Origin of the sequence: Pseudomonas sp. MEJ086 (assembly GCF_030209025.1) — a bacterium.
Classification (GTDB): Bacteria; Pseudomonadota; Gammaproteobacteria; order Pseudomonadales; family Pseudomonadaceae; genus Aquipseudomonas; species Aquipseudomonas fulva_A.
On record NZ_JARVSV010000021.1, the window covers coordinates 16,293 to 32,209 of the forward strand.

Here is a 15,917-nt window from a genome sequence, read left to right on the forward strand (position 1 = left end):
TTCGTCCATACCTTCTCAGTGTTGGCGCCCCTCGCGCATTGCCGCATGGTGGGCGGCTCTGGCCAGATCATAGGCGTCCTCGGTCAGCAGGTACGCGGCTTCGCAGAGGTAGCGCAGGTCCTTGGCATCCGCCAGGGTGATGTTCATGAGCGCGAGGCTCTGCAGCAGGCCACGAACCGCGCCGAGGCGTTGTTCGGCGCTTTCCTGCAGGTCGATGTAGGAGCGGCTGGTATCGATCAGCAGTACGGGTGTGCTGCTCGGGTTGCTGGATAGCGGGAGAAGGTCAGTCATGGTGCTGGCCCCCTTTTTCGCAATCGGCATGGGTTCGTGCTGACGGATCGGGGCTGTGCGAGTGCTTCATGTGGCAATACTCCTTTTGCATGCTGGAAGCTGCCACGAACCGTCGCCAAACGATTATGGGTGGCAGCCGTGCGCAGGTTGGCGAACCGGGGCAAAAGGAACCCGGCAGACCCGAAGGTCTCCCACGCACGGCCGCCATAACACTGCATTGCTACGGGCACAAAAAAGCGCCTGCAATGGAGATATGGGCGCCTGTGCGCCTTTTGCTGATCGGGTCGCCAAACCCGGTCGCTGAATAGGCAGCGACGTGGGCAGATTAGCGTGGCGACGGTTGCAGTGCAATCCGGTGAGCTCGTTCAAGCTGCGGCGTGGTGGAGCGGGGCATGCCGTGTCTCGGGTTAACGCCAGCGAGTTTGTCAGGCAGGTGCTCTTCCGGGTACCGGGCCCATCGAGCAGGCATAAAAAAACGGGGCCTTGAAAGGCCCCGTTTTTCATTGCATCAGCGTGAGCCGATCACTGCCCAGGAACGTCCTTGCGCAGTTTCACCGGTTCTACGTCGTCCAGGCCTTCCTTGCGGCGGCGGGCGTTACGCAGGCGGATGTTCAGGGCTTCAACGCCCAGCGAGAAGGCCATGGCGAAGTAGACGTAGCCTTTCGGTACGTGGACTTCGAAGCTCTCGGCGATCAGCACGGTGCCGACCACGATGAGGAACGACAGGGCGAGTATCTTCAGGCTCGGGTGTTTCTCGATGAAGTCGCTGATGGTGCCGGCGCAGATCATCATCACGATGACGGCAACGACGATGGCCGCGACCATGACCGGTACATGGGAAACCATGCCGACCGCGGTGATCACCGAATCCAGAGAGAACACGATGTCGATGATGGCGATCTGAATGATGGTGCCGATGAAGTGCTTGGCCGCGCCCTTGGGCGCTTCCACGTTATCTTCTTCACCTTCCAGGCTGTGATAGATCTCGCTGCTGCTCTTCCAGAGCAGGAACAGGCCACCGAAGAACAGGATCAGGTCACGACCGGAAATACCCTGGCCGAAGATGAAGAACAGGTCAGCGGTCAGGCGCATGATCCAGGTGATGGACAGCAGCAGCAGGATGCGCGTAACCATCGCCAGGGCCAGGCCGAAGAAGCGAGTGCGCGCTTGCAGGTGCTGCGGCATGCGGCTGACCAGAATTGCGATCATGATGATGTTGTCGATGCCCAGGACGATTTCCAGGGCAGTCAGGGTCAAGAAGGCAACCCAGATTTCCGGGTTGGTCAGCCATTCCATTAGATGTTCCTTGCGAGTGAGTGGACGACTAGCGCGAAAACGCGGCCAGGGTGCCGAATTCTAGCGCTAGTCGTGTGAAAATTTCGTCAAAATGTGTGCATCGAGGGCTATCGACGTTTCAGCACACCGCAGTTTGCGCTGAAACGTCGACTGATCCGCTAGCTACCGAATAGTGGAAACACGCCCAGTACCAGGGCTGCAGCCAGGATGGCCATGCAGATCAGGACTGCCCATTTCAGGGTGAAGCGCTGCAGGTCACCGAATTCGATCTTCGCCAGGCCGATCAGCAGGTAGGTCGAGGGAACCAACGGGCTGAGCAGGTGCACCGGCTGACCAACGATGGACGCACGGGCCATCTCCACGGCGCTGATGCCGTAGCCCGATGCCGCCTGGTTGAGTACCGGCAGGATGCCGTAATAGAAGGCGTCGTTGGACATGAAGAAGGTGAACGGCAGGCTCACCAGTGCGGTGATCACCGCCAGGTGTGGGCCCAGGGCATCGGGGATCACGGCCAGCAGGCTCTTCGACATGGCGTCGACCATGCCGGTACCGGTCAGGATGCCGGTGAAGATGCCGGCAGCGAAGATCAGGCCGACCACCGCCAGCACGTTACCGGCATGGGCGGAGATGCGGTCCTTCTGCTGTTGCAGGCACGGGTAGTTGATGATCATGGCGATACTGAAGGCGATCATGAACAGCACGGGCATCGGCAGCAGGCCGGCGATCAGCGTGGTCATCAGGATCACGGTGAGCAGGGCGTTGATCAGAATCAGCTTGGGACGACGAGCTTCCGGGAACTGCGAAACGCTGATCTCGTCCTGGGTGATCTTGCCTTCCGGCAGTTGCAGCACGCCCAGGCGCTTGCGCTCACGCAGACCATAGTAGTAGGCAACGCCGAACAGCACGATGGCACCCACGATCATGCCCGGAATCATCGGTACGAATACGTCCGATGGGTCGACGTGCAGGGCGCTGGCTGCGCGAGCGGTCGGGCCGCCCCATGGGGTCATGTTCATGATGCCGCCAGCCATGATGATCAGGCCGGCCATGATGGTCGGGCTCATCTTCAGACGGCTGTACAGCGGCAGCATGGCGCCGACGCAGATCATGTAGGTGGTCGAACCGTCGCCATCCAGGGAAACGATCAGCGCCAGGGCCACGGTGCCGACAGCGACCTTCAGCGGGTCACCCTTGACCAGCTTGAGGATCAGGCGAACGGGCGGATCGAACAGGCCCGAGTCGATCATGATGGCGAAGTAGAGGATGGCGAACATCAGCATCACGCCGGTTGGGGCGAGCTTGCTGATGCCTTCGAGCATCATCGGACCGATCTGGGCGGCGAAACCGCCGATCAGGGCGAAGATGATCGGGATGATGATCAGAGCGATGAGCGCCGACAGGCGTTTGCTCATGATCAGGTACATGAAAGTCGAAACCATGGCAAAGCCAAGGAAAGTCAGCATGGAGATTCTCCGGACGTGATTCGGCTACGGTGCGAAAAGGCGGTCAGCGTTAGCGACGGGGCGAACGGAGGGGGTGCAGCAGGCGTGGAGAACTAGGGCGGAGCATGGTTAATCACCTGTTTTGTTCTTGTTGACGGCAGCTGCGGGCCTCTCTGGCGGCAGCTCATCGACCGATCTTTGTCGGTCAGTGGGCGGATGCTAGAGCACGAACCTTTCAGCCAGCTTTCGCCAAATGCAGGTAATTTTCGTTGCGTCAGGTGTTTTCGCAGATGCCGGTGCAGGTTGGCAAGCCCGCACTGGCCGCCCGCTAGAGCAGATGCTCGAGCAGATAAAGGACGCCTACCAGCGAGGCGGCGGCCATCAGATGCTGCAGGGTGATGATGCCGGCCATCAGGTTTCCATCACCGCCCAACTGGCGGGTGAGCACATAGGAAGTGGGTGCGGTGGGCAGGGCGAAGAACAGCACCAGCACGGTGCTTTCCATGGCCGGCAACTGCAGAAGGTAGGCGACAGCGAAGGCCAGCAGTGGCATCAGTAACAGACGCAGCAGGCTGTTCCAGGCCAGAGCCGGAACCTCACCACCCAGTTGTTCCGGTTTCAGCGCCGCACCGACGCACAGCAGGCCCAGGGGCAGGCTGGCGGCAGCGAGCAGGCTGAGCAGGCGGTCGCTGCCGCCCGGCAAGCCCAGGCCGCTGAGGTTGACCAGGGCTCCGGCCAGGCAGGCGAGGATCAGCGGGTTGCGGATGATCGGCAGCAGCAGGCTGCGTACGCTGACGCCGCGCTCGGCGGTCAGCGACCACACCGACAGCACGTTGACGGCCGGCACCATCAGCGCCAGCATCAGTGCTGCCAGGGTCAGGCCCGGCTGGCCGAACAGGCTGCCCACCGCTGCCAGGCCCAGGTAGGTATTGAAGCGCAGAATGCCCTGGCTGAACGCGCCGAAGCGCGACGCTGGCCAGCCTTGCAGGCGCCGTACGATCAGCAGCACCAGCCAGGCGATACCCAGGCCGAGCAGCACCGCCAGCGCCAGCCGCGGCAACTGCGGGTTGTCCAGTGGCGCGGTGGCCAGGCTGTTGAACAGCAGGGCAGGGAACAGGATGAAGTAGTTGAGGCGTTCGGCGCCGGGCCAGAAGGCTTCACTGGGAAAACCGCGGCGACGCAGTTCGTAACCGCCGACGATCAAGGCGAAGAGTGGCCAGAGGGCCAGAAGCAGTTCGGTCACGGGAGCCCCCGGTGGTGGTGAGCGTGCATCTTCGCCAGTGCCGCACGATCAGGCAAGCTGGATACCCACGCACGTCAGGAGAGAACCATGAGCGAGCTACACGAGGGTGGTTGCCAGTGCGGCGCGGTGCGTTATCGGTTCCAGGCACCATTGCGCGATATCGCCCATTGTCACTGCTCCATCTGCAGGCGCAGCACCGGCGGCATTCTGGTCACCTGGATCACCGTGCCGCTGCAGCACTTCACCTGGCTGCAGGGTGCGCCCGCGCGCTACGCCTCTTCGGCGACCTGCACGCGACATTTCTGCTCTGCCTGCGGCGCGCACCTGGCGCTGTTCACTACCCTGAGTCCGCGAACCATGGATGTGACCGTCGCGACACTGGATGACCCAGCGCTGGCGCCGGCTGACCGGCATATCTGGACCCAGAGTCGGCTGCCCTGGCTGCAGGTGGATACGCACTTGCCGCAGGAGACGCAGGAGCGCATCGATTGACCTGAACTGCAGGCAGCGTGCTGTCCCGGCCGCCTCTCGACTATCGCTGACGGTGCCGCCGATATCGCCTAAAGAATGTCCGGGGCGCGCCGATGAACACTTCATCTGCCTTTTCCAAACGCTTCTGTGTGCCGCATCTTCATGCGCCTCCTCCTGCTCAACGCGCCGTCGATAAAAAGCGCGACCGCAGGCAATTGTTTTCGCTTCGCCAGGGAATACCGGTGAAGCAGATGAAATAGGTACTACACCGTGCTCAGAAATATCCCGTTGAGCCTAAAGCTGTTGCTGATCCTCGCCTGTCCGGTACTCGGTTTTCTCTGGTTGGCCGCGTTGCAGGTGGTGGGGAGCTATCAGACGCTGGAAGAGATGGATCGAACCCAGGAAGCCAGCGCCGCCGCACAGAAAGTCAGCCAGTTGATTACCGTGGTACAGCGTGAGCGGGGGGCCAGTGGGGTGTTCCTCGGCAGCAAGGGCAAGAGCATGCAGGACGTTCTGCAGCGCATGCGCGGGCAGACCGACACGGCGCTGGGCGAAGTGCGTGCGCTGTCCGGCAGCTCCGGGGCACAGCTCGATGAAGCCCTCGCTGCGTTGAGTGGCCTGGATGCGACCCGCGGGCAGGTCGACAAGCTGGCGATCGACAACCGTGAGTCGGGTGCGCGTTACACGGCCATCATCCGCACGCTGATCGGCTACACCCACGGCCTCGAGCGCAGTGTCGATGACCCCTCGCTGGCCCGCGCACTGTCATCGCTCACCCAGTTCATCGAGATGAAGGAACGGGCCGGGCGCGAGCGTGCCATGCTCGGCGTGGTATTCAACCAGGACCGTTTCGACGCCGATCTGCTCTCTACCTTCAGCCGTAACCTTGGCGAGTTCTCCGCGTACTCGGAAGGCTTTCGCCGCAATGCCTCGGCGGATTTCGTGGCCAAGCTCGACGAAAAGCTCCAGCAGCCCAGTGGGCTGGAAGTGGCGCGCCTGCAGAAGCTGGCATTCGAAACGCCCCTTGGCGAGTCGCTTGGCGTCAAGGCCACCGACTGGTTCCAGACCTCCACCAACCGCATCGACCTGATGGGCGAAGTGGAGACCGAACTGGGCCAGAACGTCGGCACCCTGGCCGCCCAGGCACGCGACAAGGCCGCCGGCCTACTGTGGATGACGGTGATCGCCGTGCTGGCAGCGCTGGCGGTGGTGACCGTGCTGTCCTACCTGATCATCAACAACATCAACTTCGCCGTGCGTGAGGCGAACACCGCGCTGCTGGCCCTTTCGCAGCGCGATCTGACTGCACGCTCGGCCTATCAGGGCAAGGACGAGTTCGGCGAAATCACCCGCAACCTCAACCGTATGGCCGAAGAGCTGGCGCAGATCGTGCGCGAGATCGGTTCCGCCACCGCGCAGGTGGCCACCGCAGCCGAAGAGTCCTCAGCGGTGACCCTGCAGACCAGTAACAGCCTGGAGCGGCAGCGCCTGGGCACCGAGCTGGTGGTCACGGCGATCAACGAGATGAGTGCGACGGTTCGCGATGTGGCGCAGAGCACCAGCGATGCCGCGGAAATGTCCCGTCAGGTGAACCTCAGCACCACCCAGGGGCGCAAGGAAATCGAGCGTACCGTGGCGGTCATTCGTGAGCTCTCCACCCAGGCCGACGAGACCGCGCGGATCATTGGCGATCTGAAGCACGAGAGCGATTCGATCTCCACCGTGCTCGACGTGATCCGCGGGATCGCCGATCAGACCAACCTGCTGGCCCTCAACGCGGCCATCGAAGCGGCGCGGGCCGGCGATCACGGTCGCGGCTTCGCTGTGGTCGCCTCCGAAGTACGGACCCTGGCGCAGAAGACCCAGGAGTCCACCGGCAATATTCAGGAGATGATCGCCAATCTGCAGAAAGGCTCGGATCTCGCCACCCATTCCATGGAGGAGACCCTCGGCAAGGCCCGGGCCGGGGCGGCCAACATCGAGCGTGCAGGTGACCTGCTGGCCGAGATCGCCGCCGGGGTGGCCGGCATCAACGACCGCAACATGCAGATCGCCACGGCCGCCGAGGAACAGAGCGCGGTCGCCGAGGACATCAACCGCAACGTGGTCGAGATCAACGACGTCGCCATTCAGGTCAGCTCCGGTGCCGAGCAGACCGCAGCCACCAGTCAGGAGCTGGCGCGACTGGCCGAGCACCAGCAGAAACTGGTGAACCGTTTCCGCCTCGAGTGACGCGGCGCGACACCGCGGCCTGCCTGGCAGGCTGCGGTATCGCTGGCGCTGCTGCCGCCAGTCGGCAGCCGTGTATATTTATGAAATCTTGCTCATGGCCGCTGGTCAGAGCCTGACTCCTACTGCCCGGATCCATGCGATGCCACTGATAGTCATAGCCGAAGACGAACGCTCCATCAGAGAGCTCCTCGTGGAGATCTTCGAAGACGAAGGTCACCAGGTGAAAGCCTTCCCCTGTGCCGACGATGCCTGGGAGTTCCTGTCCAGCAGCGACGGTCAGGTGCAGATGGTGCTGACCGACTTCAGCATGCCCGGCGATATCGACGGTATCTTTCTCGCCCACCTGATCCGCGACCGTTTTCCGGATCTGCCGATCATCATCTCTTCCGGCTTCCTGGAAGGGACCACCGATTTCGAAGGCCTCAACGTGGCGGTGATCCCCAAGCCGTGGACGGTCAACCAGCTTCTCGCCATGTGCGCGGCGATGACTCCCGAGAAAGCACCTCAGGCTGGCATTCAGCCGGTTTGATCGCCCCCAGGGCACCTCGCTGAACAAGACTTCTCTCATCTGACTGCACAGAAAGGTCGGCGGATATGTAAAATCGCCGCCCCGTTTTACTGCTGGAGATGTCACGTTGGCCATTCACTACTCGCCTTCCCCTGATGCTGTCGCTTGTGGCCGCACCGGTTCGAGCCTCAGCGCCACCCAGGATCAGGCGCAGGTTTCCTGCAAGCTGTGCCTGCGCTCGCTCGAGAAGGAGGCTGCCCCAGCCGCGGCGGTCAACCGCACGCCGACCCTGGCCGAGCTGCGTGCAGCTGCCCGTGCGGCCAAGGCGCCGGTCAAGCAACCTGAGCCCAAGGCTGCGCTGAGCGTGCGCGAGGCATGGCGGCAGAAGCTGGAGCAGATTCCCGGTCGCAACCGGCTGCCACGCGGTACGGCGCGTCAGGCGTACGTGTAATCTGCCGCGTTGCCAGAACCGTGAGGCGATTGCGTTGCGGTTCTGGATGCTTCATCCCTTCGATACTGCCATGCCCTGACTTCAGCATCTTTCCGGATGGCGCAATGCCGTAATTCGGTCGATTACATGTTTAGGCAACTTCAAGCAACTTCCTGCCGTTCATGAATACCTGATAGCGGGGTTGGAGTGTCGGTGCTTGCTGCAACTATCAGCAGGCTCACGCGGTAATAGGCAAGTTTGTCCATGGGCAAGTTTCTCCAGTGCCGTTGCCTGCTCCCTGCAGTTGCTTCTTCATGTGTCAGGCATATAAAGAACTTTCTTTATTAATCTGCGAATAATCGCGGCCCCGTTGGGTGTCAGCCATTCATGAGCCTCATTCATCAGGTCTTGCAGCCATTCGCCACTAATCACCCGGGCCGATAGCTGCTAGCTTCAACGGTCGTTCGTATATCGCCCTTGCTTATACGAATACGTTCGTATTCGCGAATGCCCTGTCGTTGGTGGGATGGGCACTCGCTGTTGTGTGCCGATGCTGGATGTCTTTATTGTCCCGGACACTAAAAACAGTGAACCGAAGTGAGAGCCGCAGCTACCAAGTTCAATGCCTGGTGCAGTGGCGATAAAACGAAATGAGTCGTGGCAGCCGCCGATGTTCAGCGGTTTGCCGACATGAGCGACCTTGAGGTGACCGTGATGAAAGATCGCAAGACGTTGCACAGCCCGGTGGTTGAAGTGGATCCGGCCGCATTGGCGGTATCGCCAACGCGGCGTAGTTTTCTCAAGTTCGGTGCCTCTGGCATCGCCGCGGCGACGCTGTCCGGGCTGATTCCCGACAGCGCCCTGGCGACCGTCCAGAATGCGCTACCCGGTATCGAGGACAAATCGGCGCCCGGCGTCGGCGAGCAGCGTATCCGGCTGGTCGTCAATGGTCAGGTGCACGCGCTGAACGTACCGGCCAATGCGGTATTGCTCGATGTATTGCGTGACCGCCTGCAACTGACCGGCACCAAGAAGGGCTGTGATTACGGTCAATGCGGCGCCTGCACCCTGCTGGTCAACGACGTGGCGATCAATTCCTGCCTGTCCCTCGCGGTGCAGCATGACGGCGACAGCATCACCACCATCGAAGGCCTGGCCCAGGGCGACACCCTGCACCCGGTACAGGAGGCCTTCTGGGAGCACGACGCCTATCAGTGCGGCTACTGCACGTCCGGGCAGATCATGAGCGCCGTGGCGATTCTCAAGGACCCGAACATCCCCAGTGACGACGCCAGCGTTCGCGAAGCCATGAGTGGCAACATCTGTCGCTGCGGCGCCTACAAGAACATCCTCAGCGCGGTGCAGTCCGCGCGGTCGAAGATGGGAGGGGCGATCTGATGCGTACTTTCAATTTCGTGCGTGCCGAGTCGCCTGCACACGCCATCGGCTCGATGACCGGCGACGAACCACGCTCTTACCTCGCAGGCGGCACCACGCTGCTCGATCTGGTCAAGCTGGACGTGATGAAGCCCGAGCAGATCGTCGACATCAACCACCTGCAACTGAAGCAGGTCGAGCGCCTGGCCGATGGTCGGCTGCGCGTCGGCGCGCTGGTCAGCAACACCGATCTGGCCAATCACCCGCTGGTGCGCGAGCACTATCCGGTACTGTCCCAGGCCCTTCTGGCTGGCGCTTCGACGCAGTTGCGCAACAAGGCGACCACCGCCGGCAACGTCATGCAGCGGGTGCGCTGCAATTACTTCCGCGACGGTACTTCAGCCTGCAACAAGCGTGAGCCCGGCTCGGGCTGCGCGGCCATCGGCGGGCTCAATCGCAGCGTGCATGCGGTGCTGGGAACCAGCGAGCACTGCATCGCCACGCACCCGTCGGACATGTGCGTGGCCATTGCCGCCATCGGTGCACAGGTCACCGTGCACGGCGCCGCGGGCGAGCGGCAAATCCCCTTCGGCGACTTCCATCTGCTGCCCGGTGCGACACCCTGGCGCGAACATGCGCTGGAGCGCGGTGAGCTGATCACCCACGTGACCCTGGACGCGCCGCTTGCCGGCAGTCGTTCCGCCTACCTCAAGCTGCGCGACCGCGCCTCCTACCAGTTTGCCCTGGCCTCCAGCGCGATCATTCTGGTGCTCGACGGGCAGCGAATCGCCGATGCCCGCGTCGCCCTCGGTGGCCTGGGCAGCAAGCCGTGGCGCGCCACGGAAGCCGAGCGGGCGCTGATCGGTCAGCGGGCCACCCCGGAGACCTTCGCCCGGGTGGCGGAACTGGCGGTCAAAGGGGCGCGTGCATACGAGCACAACGCCTTCAAGATTCCACTGGGGCAGCAGGTGGTTATGCGCAACCTGCGCGACCTTACGACTTAGACCCTTATTCACGATCTGCTGCGCGTCGGCCCTACTGCGTTGAAAACAAGCTCGGAATGCTCATTTACAGCCGTAAACTCCGCTTCCTCGCTTATTTTTTTGGGGCCGCCTAGGCCTTGTATGGCTCTAGCTCGTTAGATCGTGAAAAGGCTCTTCAGGAGCTTTTCATGAGCGATAAAATCATCGGCGTCGCCCAGCGGCGCGTAGAAGGTCGTCAGAAGGTCAGTGGCGCGGCGTTGTATGCCGCGGATCATCATCTGGACGGTCAGCTTTACGCCTATGGCGTTTACAGCAGCATTTCCAGCGGGCGAATTTTGGCGGTTCACGACGAGCAGGCGCGGCGCATGCCCGGTGTCGTCGAGGTGCTGCACCATGGCAATTTCCCGCGCCTGCATCGCACGCCCAGTGGCGCCAAGAACCTGATCAAGAACATCCTCACCGCCAGCAAGGTGGACGAGCACCGGCTGCCCTTCGAGGACGACCGGGTCTATTACCCAGGGCAGTTCGTCGCTCTGGTGGTGGCCGAGAGTTTCGAGCAGGCAAGGGCAGCGGCCTATCAGGTGAATGTCGATTACCAGGCGGACGAGTCGATCAACAGCCTCGACGACGCATTGCGTACCCGCGGTGCCCGTGCCGGTGGTGGCGGTCACGAACGTGGTGATCCCGAAGCGGGGTTTCAGCAGGCGGCGCATCGCATCGACGTCACCTACACCACGCCGGTGGAAACCCACAATCCCATGGAGATGCATGCCACCACCGCCCATTGGCGCGATGGTCGTCTGTTCGTCTATGAAAGCAGCCAGGGGGTGGTCAACCACCGCAACGTGCTGGCCAATGTCTTCGACCTGTCCACCGATCAGGTCGAGGTACTGGCGCCTTACATCGGCTCCGGTTTCGGCGCCAAGCTGTGGCCATGGCCGCACTCCATCGCCGCCTGCGCGGCTGCCAGGGTTACCAAGCGGCCGGTGCAACTGATGTTGCCGCGCGAGCAGATGTTCACCACCGTCGGCCACCGCCCGGAAACTCGCCAGCGCATGCGCCTGGCTACCAATGGCGAAGGCAGACTGGTGTCGATCCGTCACGAGTCCTACAACAGCACCTCGACCCTGGATAACTACACCGAGACCTGCGGCGGGGTGACCAAGAGTCTGTATTCCTGCCCGAACGTGCTGGTCAGCCACAGCATGGGCCAGGTGAATCGCGGTACGCCGACCTCCATGCGCGCACCCGGAGCGGCCCCCGGGTTGTTCGCCCTGGAGTCGGCCATCGATGAGATCGCCCTGGCCAGCGGCGTCGATCCGCTGGTGTTCCGTCAGAACAACCTGGCAAGCAAAGACGAAAGCACCAACCTGCCGTGGTCCAGCAACCACCTGCCGGAAGCCATCGAGAAGGCTGCCGAGCGCTTTGGCTGGCACCAGCGCGATGCGGCCGTCGGCGCCATGCGCGAGGGTGACGAACTGATCGGTTACGGGGTGGGCGCCTGCAACTGGGAGGCTTTTCAGGTGGCGACCGATGCGCGGGTGATCCTCCGCGCCGATGGTCGCGCGCTGGTGCAGTGCGGCCTGCAGGACATCGGCACCGGCACCTACACGATCATCGCGCAGACGGTCGCTGAACTGACCGGCTTGCCGATGGATCGCGTCGAGGTGCAACTGGGCAATTCGTCGTTCCCGCCCGGCGCCCTGTCCGGCGGTTCCTGGGTGACGGCCAGCCTGATGCCTGCCGTCGCCGGCGCGACTCGCCAGGCGCTGGACACGTTGCGCGAGTATGCGGTGATGAACGACGGTCCTTTCGCTGGCCAGGACCCACAGAGCATCGAACTGGGGGAAAACGGGCAGTTGAGCAAGGGCGGCGTGAATGCCAGCTTTGCCGATGTACTGACCCGTCAGCGTCTGTCACGGGCCGAGGCGACTTACCACAGCGGTGCCTCGGAGAACGACAAGTACTCCTTCCGTTCCTTTGGCGTGCACTTCGTCGAAGTGCGCTGGGACCCGGGCATCTCGCGTCTGCGGGTTGCGCGGGTGGTCAGCGCCATCGACGTCGGCAAGGTGGTCAACCCACTGGCGGCGCGCAATCAGGTCGAGGGCGCGATCATCATGGGCATCGGCATGGCGCTGTTCGAGGCGGCCGAGCACGACCCGCGCAATGGCCTGCCGGTGAACAACAACTTCGCCGAATACATGGTGCCGGTGCATGGTGATCAGCCGGATATCGACGTGCTGTTGCTCGACTACCCGGATTACCAACTTGGCGAATTCGGTGCCCGCGGCATTGGCGAGATCGGTGTGACGGGGCTGGCTGCCGCCGTCGCCAACGCGGTGTATCACGCAACGGGGCGGCGCATTCGCAGCCTGCCCATCACCAAGGAAAAACTGATGGCCACCCGTTAAGGTGGGGTCGAACGAGCGCAGGCTGCCAAGCGGGCGGCCTGCGTTGCCTGGTTGATGTGGCGAGGTGGTGTAGATGAAGCAGCTTGACCTGCAGGTCGTTCAGCAGGCGCGTGCCTGGTTGGCGGAAGGGCAACCGATCTGGTTGTGCACCGTACTGTCGACCTTTGGTTCCGCGCCCCGCGCACCCGGCGCGATGCTGGTGGCGTTGCCGTGTGGTTCATTCTGCGGGTCGCTGTCCGGCGGCTGCGTGGAGGAAGATTTTCTCGAGCGCGTGGCGGGCGGTTCGTTCGCCACGCGCAATCAGGTGGTGCGCTACGGCGAAGGCGGATTGACGCCGACCCGTGCCTTGCCCTGTGGCGGTGTGCTGGATGTGCTGGTCGAGTACATCGAGCCTGGTGCTGCTGCCGAGGCGATGCTGGCGCAGGTCGAGCATGCACTCGGCGGCGGTGAACTGCTGATCCGCGATGTGCCGCTGGGCAATGGGGTCGGCGAGTGCCGGCCGGGCAGCATGAGCGATACGAAGATCCAGCGCGGCGAGGAACATGTGTCGATCCGCATGGGTGCCGTGCTGCGGGTGATACTGGCGGGGTGGTCGCCGGTTGCCGAGTTCTGCGCCAGCTTTGCGCTGTCCCTCGGTTACGAGGTGATCCTCTGCGATCCGCGGCCCGAGGTGATCGCCGAGGTGAGCCTGCCAGGCATGCAGGTGCTCGAACTGCTGCCGGCCCGTTTCATCGCCGAGCAGGGCGCCCACCGCGCCACCGCGGTGCTGGCCTTGACCCATGATCCGCGCATGGACGATCTGACGCTTATCGAAGCCGTGCGTACCGATGCCTTCTACATCGGTGCCATGGGCTCGCAACGCACCAGTGGCAAGCGCCTGGAGCGGCTGGCCCGTCTGGGCGGCCTGACGCCTGACGAGATGCAGCGGATTCACGCGCCAATCGGTTTGCAACTGGGCAGCAAGTCGCCGGCGGAAATCGCCCTGGCGACCATGGCCGATGTGCTCAGGGTCGCCAACGGCATCGACCGGGGGGCGCTGTAGCCATGCTCTCGAACGCTCCCGTGGTGATCGTGCTGGCGGCGGGTCGCGGCTCGCGCTTCCGGGCCTCCGGGGGGACGTCGAACAAGCTGCACGCCGATCTGCACGGCAAGCCGGTTCTCGAGCATGTGCTGACGGCAGTCGAACGCGCCGGGCTCGCCGTTCACGTGGTACATAGTGCTCCTGGCGATGGCATGGCCGATTCGATTGCCGAAGGCGTGCGGGCCACCGCAGGTGCTTCGGGCTGGCTGGTGCTGCCGGGCGATCTGCCATTGGTGACCGCACAGAGCATCCGCAGTGTGGCCGCTGCCCTGGCGGAGAGTGCCGTGGTGGTGCCGGTCTTCGATGGCGCCAAAGGCCATCCGGTGGGGTTCGCTCGCGAGTGCTTCGACGAGCTGATCGCGCTCAGCGGCGAGGCAGGTGCCGTATCCGTCGTGCAGCGTTACCGTGCTGCGGGGCGCGCGCTGCAACTGCAGCTCGATGATCCGGGCATCCTCACGGACATCGATACCCTCGAGGACCTGCAGCGCGTGCGCCGGCTGCTCGAATAGGGCGTCGTGCAGGCTGGCAAAGGTGATCGACGAACGACGACCTGCGGGTCGTCGTTCGCCTTGCGGCTGCCTTACAGAATGCTCAGCGGGTATTCGACGAAGGCGCGAATCTCGTTGAGGTCCGGGCCGACATCATTGCTGGAGCGGTAGATGGAGTTGCGCAGGCGCACGGAGAGGTCTTTGACCGCACCGTTCTGCACGGTGTAGCTGACCTGGTTGAACAGCTCGCGCTCCGTGCCTTCCTTGTCGCCGCCGGTGTCGATGTTGTCGCCACGCACATAGGCGAACTTGTAGCGCAGGCCCGGTACGCCATAGCCGGCGAAGTCCAGCTCGTAGCTGGCTTGCCAGGAGCGTTCATCCTTCAGGTTGAAGTCCGAGTAGTAGGAGTTGGCCAGGTAGACGCTGCTGCCGCCATCGCCGTAGTCATAGGCATAGCCGGCGTCGCCGGTGTTTCTCTGATGGGCGATGATGAAGGCGTGGTAGCCGACGCTGTATTTCGCCGCGAGGCTCCAGATGGTATTGCGGTCGTTGCGCCCGTCGCCGCCGAAATCCAGCGCTGCGGCTGAGTTGTCGTCGTAGTCGGTGCGGTACAGGTTGAAATCGAAGTTGAGCGCCTGGTTATCGCTCAGCGCCGTGGTGTAGTTGAGGTTGGCGTAGTACTTCTCGTAAACGTCTTCCACATCCGAGTGATACAGCGCGGCGCTCAGGTTGTCGGTGAGGGCGTAGCTGCCACCCAGCACATCGATGTTCTTCAGGCGGTTCGGGTCCCGCGCCGGGTCGCCCATCGGGCTGTCGGCGGTGAAGCGACCGGCGTTCAGTTCGAGGCCCTGCACTTCGTTGCTGGTGACCAGCGTGCCGGTGAACGATTGCGGCAGCAGACGGCTGTCGTCATGGGCGAGTACTGGCAAGGACGGGAACTGGTTGCCGTAACGGACCACCGTGTTGGAGAAGCGCAGCTTGACCGCCGCGCCCGCTTGGGAAAGATCGTCGACTGGGCGGCCATCACCGTCGGTGTCGAAGAAGGCGCTGTAATTGCGGCCGCGACCGCTGTCCAGCTTGACCCCGAGCAGGCCGAAGGCATCCACGCCTACACCGACGGTGCCCTGTGTGAAGCCGGACTCGAAGGTGGTGATGAAGCCCTGGCCCCATACCTTGGCATCGGGGGCGCTGTTCTTGAAGTCGCGGTTGAAGTACGCATTGCGCAACAGCAGTTTCAGGCTGCTGTCGGCGATGAACCCGTTGGATTCGGATTGTTCACTGGCTTGGGCCAGTGGAATGCCTGCTGCCAGGCACGCACAGACGAGTGCGAGTTTCTTGTGCTTGAACATGGATGCTCCTAGTCGATTGGCAGGTGTTGAAGTGTTGATTCACCATTCCATAAACATAATTATTATTCGCCTGGATATATCGAGGCAGTGCGATAGTTATCATTGGCGCAGGGGCGCGAGCCAACCACAGGAGTCGATTATTACTATCGATGCAAATGATGCTGAGCAGCAGGTGTTTGCCTATAACATTCGGGGTGATGAACTCATAACCATTGGCTTTCGAGAGAAGCCGGTGGTCTCTCCAGTTCATCATCCTTTGGTTTCCGCCTCATCATGAGGCGGTTTTTTTTGCCCGCAGAAAAGTGGGTGAATTAA

General features: G+C 62.6%; 15 protein-coding genes. 10 read left to right on the forward strand and 5 right to left on the reverse strand.

Going from position 1 to position 15,917, the window contains the following annotated elements:
* Positions 1-15: 15 nt before the first annotated feature.
* The 4 genes from QRN22_RS13785 to QRN22_RS13800 form a co-directional block, all read right to left on the reverse strand.
* Positions 16-291 (reverse strand): hypothetical protein, encoded by a 276-nt coding sequence (locus QRN22_RS13785; protein WP_231570199.1) that lies wholly within the window; start codon positions 289-291, stop codon positions 16-18.
* A 522-nt stretch (positions 292-813) separates the two neighbouring features.
* A complete protein-coding gene (locus tag QRN22_RS13790) occupies positions 814-1,587 on the reverse strand; it encodes a TerC family protein (protein WP_042555099.1) in 774 nt (257 codons plus the stop codon).
* A 158-nt stretch (positions 1,588-1,745) separates the two neighbouring features.
* Complete coding sequence (locus tag QRN22_RS13795; RefSeq protein ID WP_042555100.1) at positions 1,746-3,050, reverse strand: CitMHS family transporter; 1,305 nt, start codon at positions 3,048-3,050, stop codon at positions 1,746-1,748.
* A 307-nt stretch (positions 3,051-3,357) separates the two neighbouring features.
* Entirely contained in the window at positions 3,358-4,272 is a 915-nt protein-coding gene (locus QRN22_RS13800) for an AEC family transporter (RefSeq protein ID WP_042555101.1), read from the reverse strand.
* Positions 4,273-4,359: 87 nt separating this feature from the next.
* Here QRN22_RS13800 and QRN22_RS13805 point away from each other — a divergent pair, with 87 nt between their 5' ends.
* The 9 genes from QRN22_RS13805 to QRN22_RS13845 all read left to right on the forward strand — a co-directional run bounded on the left by QRN22_RS13805 (position 4,360) and on the right by QRN22_RS13845 (position 14,274).
* Positions 4,360-4,764 (forward strand): GFA family protein, encoded by a 405-nt coding sequence (locus QRN22_RS13805; protein WP_042555102.1) that lies wholly within the window; start codon positions 4,360-4,362, stop codon positions 4,762-4,764.
* A gap of 249 nt (positions 4,765-5,013) precedes the next feature.
* Positions 5,014-6,975, forward strand: a complete 1,962-nt coding sequence (locus tag QRN22_RS13810; RefSeq protein WP_042555103.1) for a methyl-accepting chemotaxis protein — start codon at positions 5,014-5,016, stop codon at positions 6,973-6,975.
* 139 nt (positions 6,976-7,114) lie between these two features.
* Positions 7,115-7,504: a response regulator gene (locus tag QRN22_RS13815; protein WP_042555104.1), complete on the forward strand. Its 390-nt coding sequence runs from the start codon at positions 7,115-7,117 to the stop codon at positions 7,502-7,504.
* A gap of 106 nt (positions 7,505-7,610) precedes the next feature.
* A complete protein-coding gene (locus QRN22_RS13820) occupies positions 7,611-7,934 on the forward strand; it encodes a hypothetical protein (RefSeq protein ID WP_042555105.1) in 324 nt (107 codons plus the stop codon).
* A 693-nt stretch (positions 7,935-8,627) separates the two neighbouring features.
* Positions 8,628-9,311, forward strand: coding sequence for a (2Fe-2S)-binding protein (locus tag QRN22_RS13825; protein WP_042555341.1), 684 nt, complete (start codon positions 8,628-8,630; stop codon positions 9,309-9,311).
* Positions 9,311-10,294, forward strand: coding sequence for an FAD binding domain-containing protein (locus QRN22_RS13830; RefSeq protein WP_042555106.1), 984 nt, complete (start codon positions 9,311-9,313; stop codon positions 10,292-10,294). Before QRN22_RS13825 ends, QRN22_RS13830 begins: the two co-directional genes overlap by 1 nt.
* Positions 10,295-10,461: 167 nt before the next feature.
* On the forward strand, positions 10,462-12,684 hold the full coding sequence (locus tag QRN22_RS13835; RefSeq protein ID WP_042555107.1) for a xanthine dehydrogenase family protein molybdopterin-binding subunit: 2,223 nt from the start codon (positions 10,462-10,464) through the stop codon (positions 12,682-12,684).
* A gap of 73 nt (positions 12,685-12,757) precedes the next feature.
* Positions 12,758-13,726 carry an XdhC family protein gene (locus QRN22_RS13840; RefSeq protein WP_042555108.1) on the forward strand — a complete coding sequence of 323 codons (969 nt, stop codon included), beginning with the start codon at positions 12,758-12,760 and terminating at the stop codon, positions 13,724-13,726.
* A gap of 2 nt (positions 13,727-13,728) precedes the next feature.
* The gene (locus tag QRN22_RS13845) at positions 13,729-14,274 is read left to right on the forward strand and encodes a nucleotidyltransferase family protein (protein ID WP_042555109.1); all 546 of its coding nucleotides are present in this window, start codon (positions 13,729-13,731) and stop codon (positions 14,272-14,274) included.
* Positions 14,275-14,345: 71 nt separating this feature from the next.
* Here the strand turns inward: QRN22_RS13845 and QRN22_RS13850 are convergent, their stop codons facing one another.
* Complete coding sequence (locus QRN22_RS13850) at positions 14,346-15,602, reverse strand: OprD family porin (protein WP_042555110.1); 1,257 nt, start codon at positions 15,600-15,602, stop codon at positions 14,346-14,348.
* Between QRN22_RS13850 and QRN22_RS13855 the strand changes: the two genes are divergently transcribed.
* Positions 15,601-15,879 carry a hypothetical protein gene (locus tag QRN22_RS13855; protein WP_156152752.1) on the forward strand — a complete coding sequence of 93 codons (279 nt, stop codon included), beginning with the start codon at positions 15,601-15,603 and terminating at the stop codon, positions 15,877-15,879. The genes QRN22_RS13850 and QRN22_RS13855 overlap by 2 nt on opposite strands.
* The last annotated feature ends 38 nt before the right edge of the window (positions 15,880-15,917 follow it).

Excerpts from the sequence above, each read along its gene's own strand:
- QRN22_RS13805 (WP_042555102.1), top strand. The coding sequence starts at position 4,360 with ATGAGCGAGCTACACGAGGGTGGTTGCCAGTGCGGCGCGGTGCGTTAT.
- QRN22_RS13850 (WP_042555110.1), bottom strand. The coding sequence starts at position 15,602 with ATGTTCAAGCACAAGAAACTCGCACTCGTCTGTGCGTGCCTGGCAGCA.
- QRN22_RS13830 (WP_042555106.1), top strand. The coding sequence starts at position 9,311 with ATGCGTACTTTCAATTTCGTGCGTGCCGAGTCGCCTGCACACGCCATC.
- QRN22_RS13790 (WP_042555099.1), bottom strand. The coding sequence starts at position 1,587 with ATGGAATGGCTGACCAACCCGGAAATCTGGGTTGCCTTCTTGACCCTG.
- QRN22_RS13840 (WP_042555108.1), top strand. The coding sequence starts at position 12,758 with ATGAAGCAGCTTGACCTGCAGGTCGTTCAGCAGGCGCGTGCCTGGTTG.
- QRN22_RS13845 (WP_042555109.1), top strand. The coding sequence starts at position 13,729 with ATGCTCTCGAACGCTCCCGTGGTGATCGTGCTGGCGGCGGGTCGCGGC.
- QRN22_RS13785 (WP_231570199.1), bottom strand. The coding sequence starts at position 291 with ATGACTGACCTTCTCCCGCTATCCAGCAACCCGAGCAGCACACCCGTA.
- QRN22_RS13835 (WP_042555107.1), top strand. The coding sequence starts at position 10,462 with ATGAGCGATAAAATCATCGGCGTCGCCCAGCGGCGCGTAGAAGGTCGT.
- QRN22_RS13815 (WP_042555104.1), top strand. The coding sequence starts at position 7,115 with ATGCCACTGATAGTCATAGCCGAAGACGAACGCTCCATCAGAGAGCTC.
- QRN22_RS13855 (WP_156152752.1), top strand. The coding sequence starts at position 15,601 with ATGGATGCTCCTAGTCGATTGGCAGGTGTTGAAGTGTTGATTCACCAT.
- QRN22_RS13825 (WP_042555341.1), top strand. The coding sequence starts at position 8,628 with ATGAAAGATCGCAAGACGTTGCACAGCCCGGTGGTTGAAGTGGATCCG.
- QRN22_RS13795 (WP_042555100.1), bottom strand. The coding sequence starts at position 3,050 with ATGCTGACTTTCCTTGGCTTTGCCATGGTTTCGACTTTCATGTACCTG.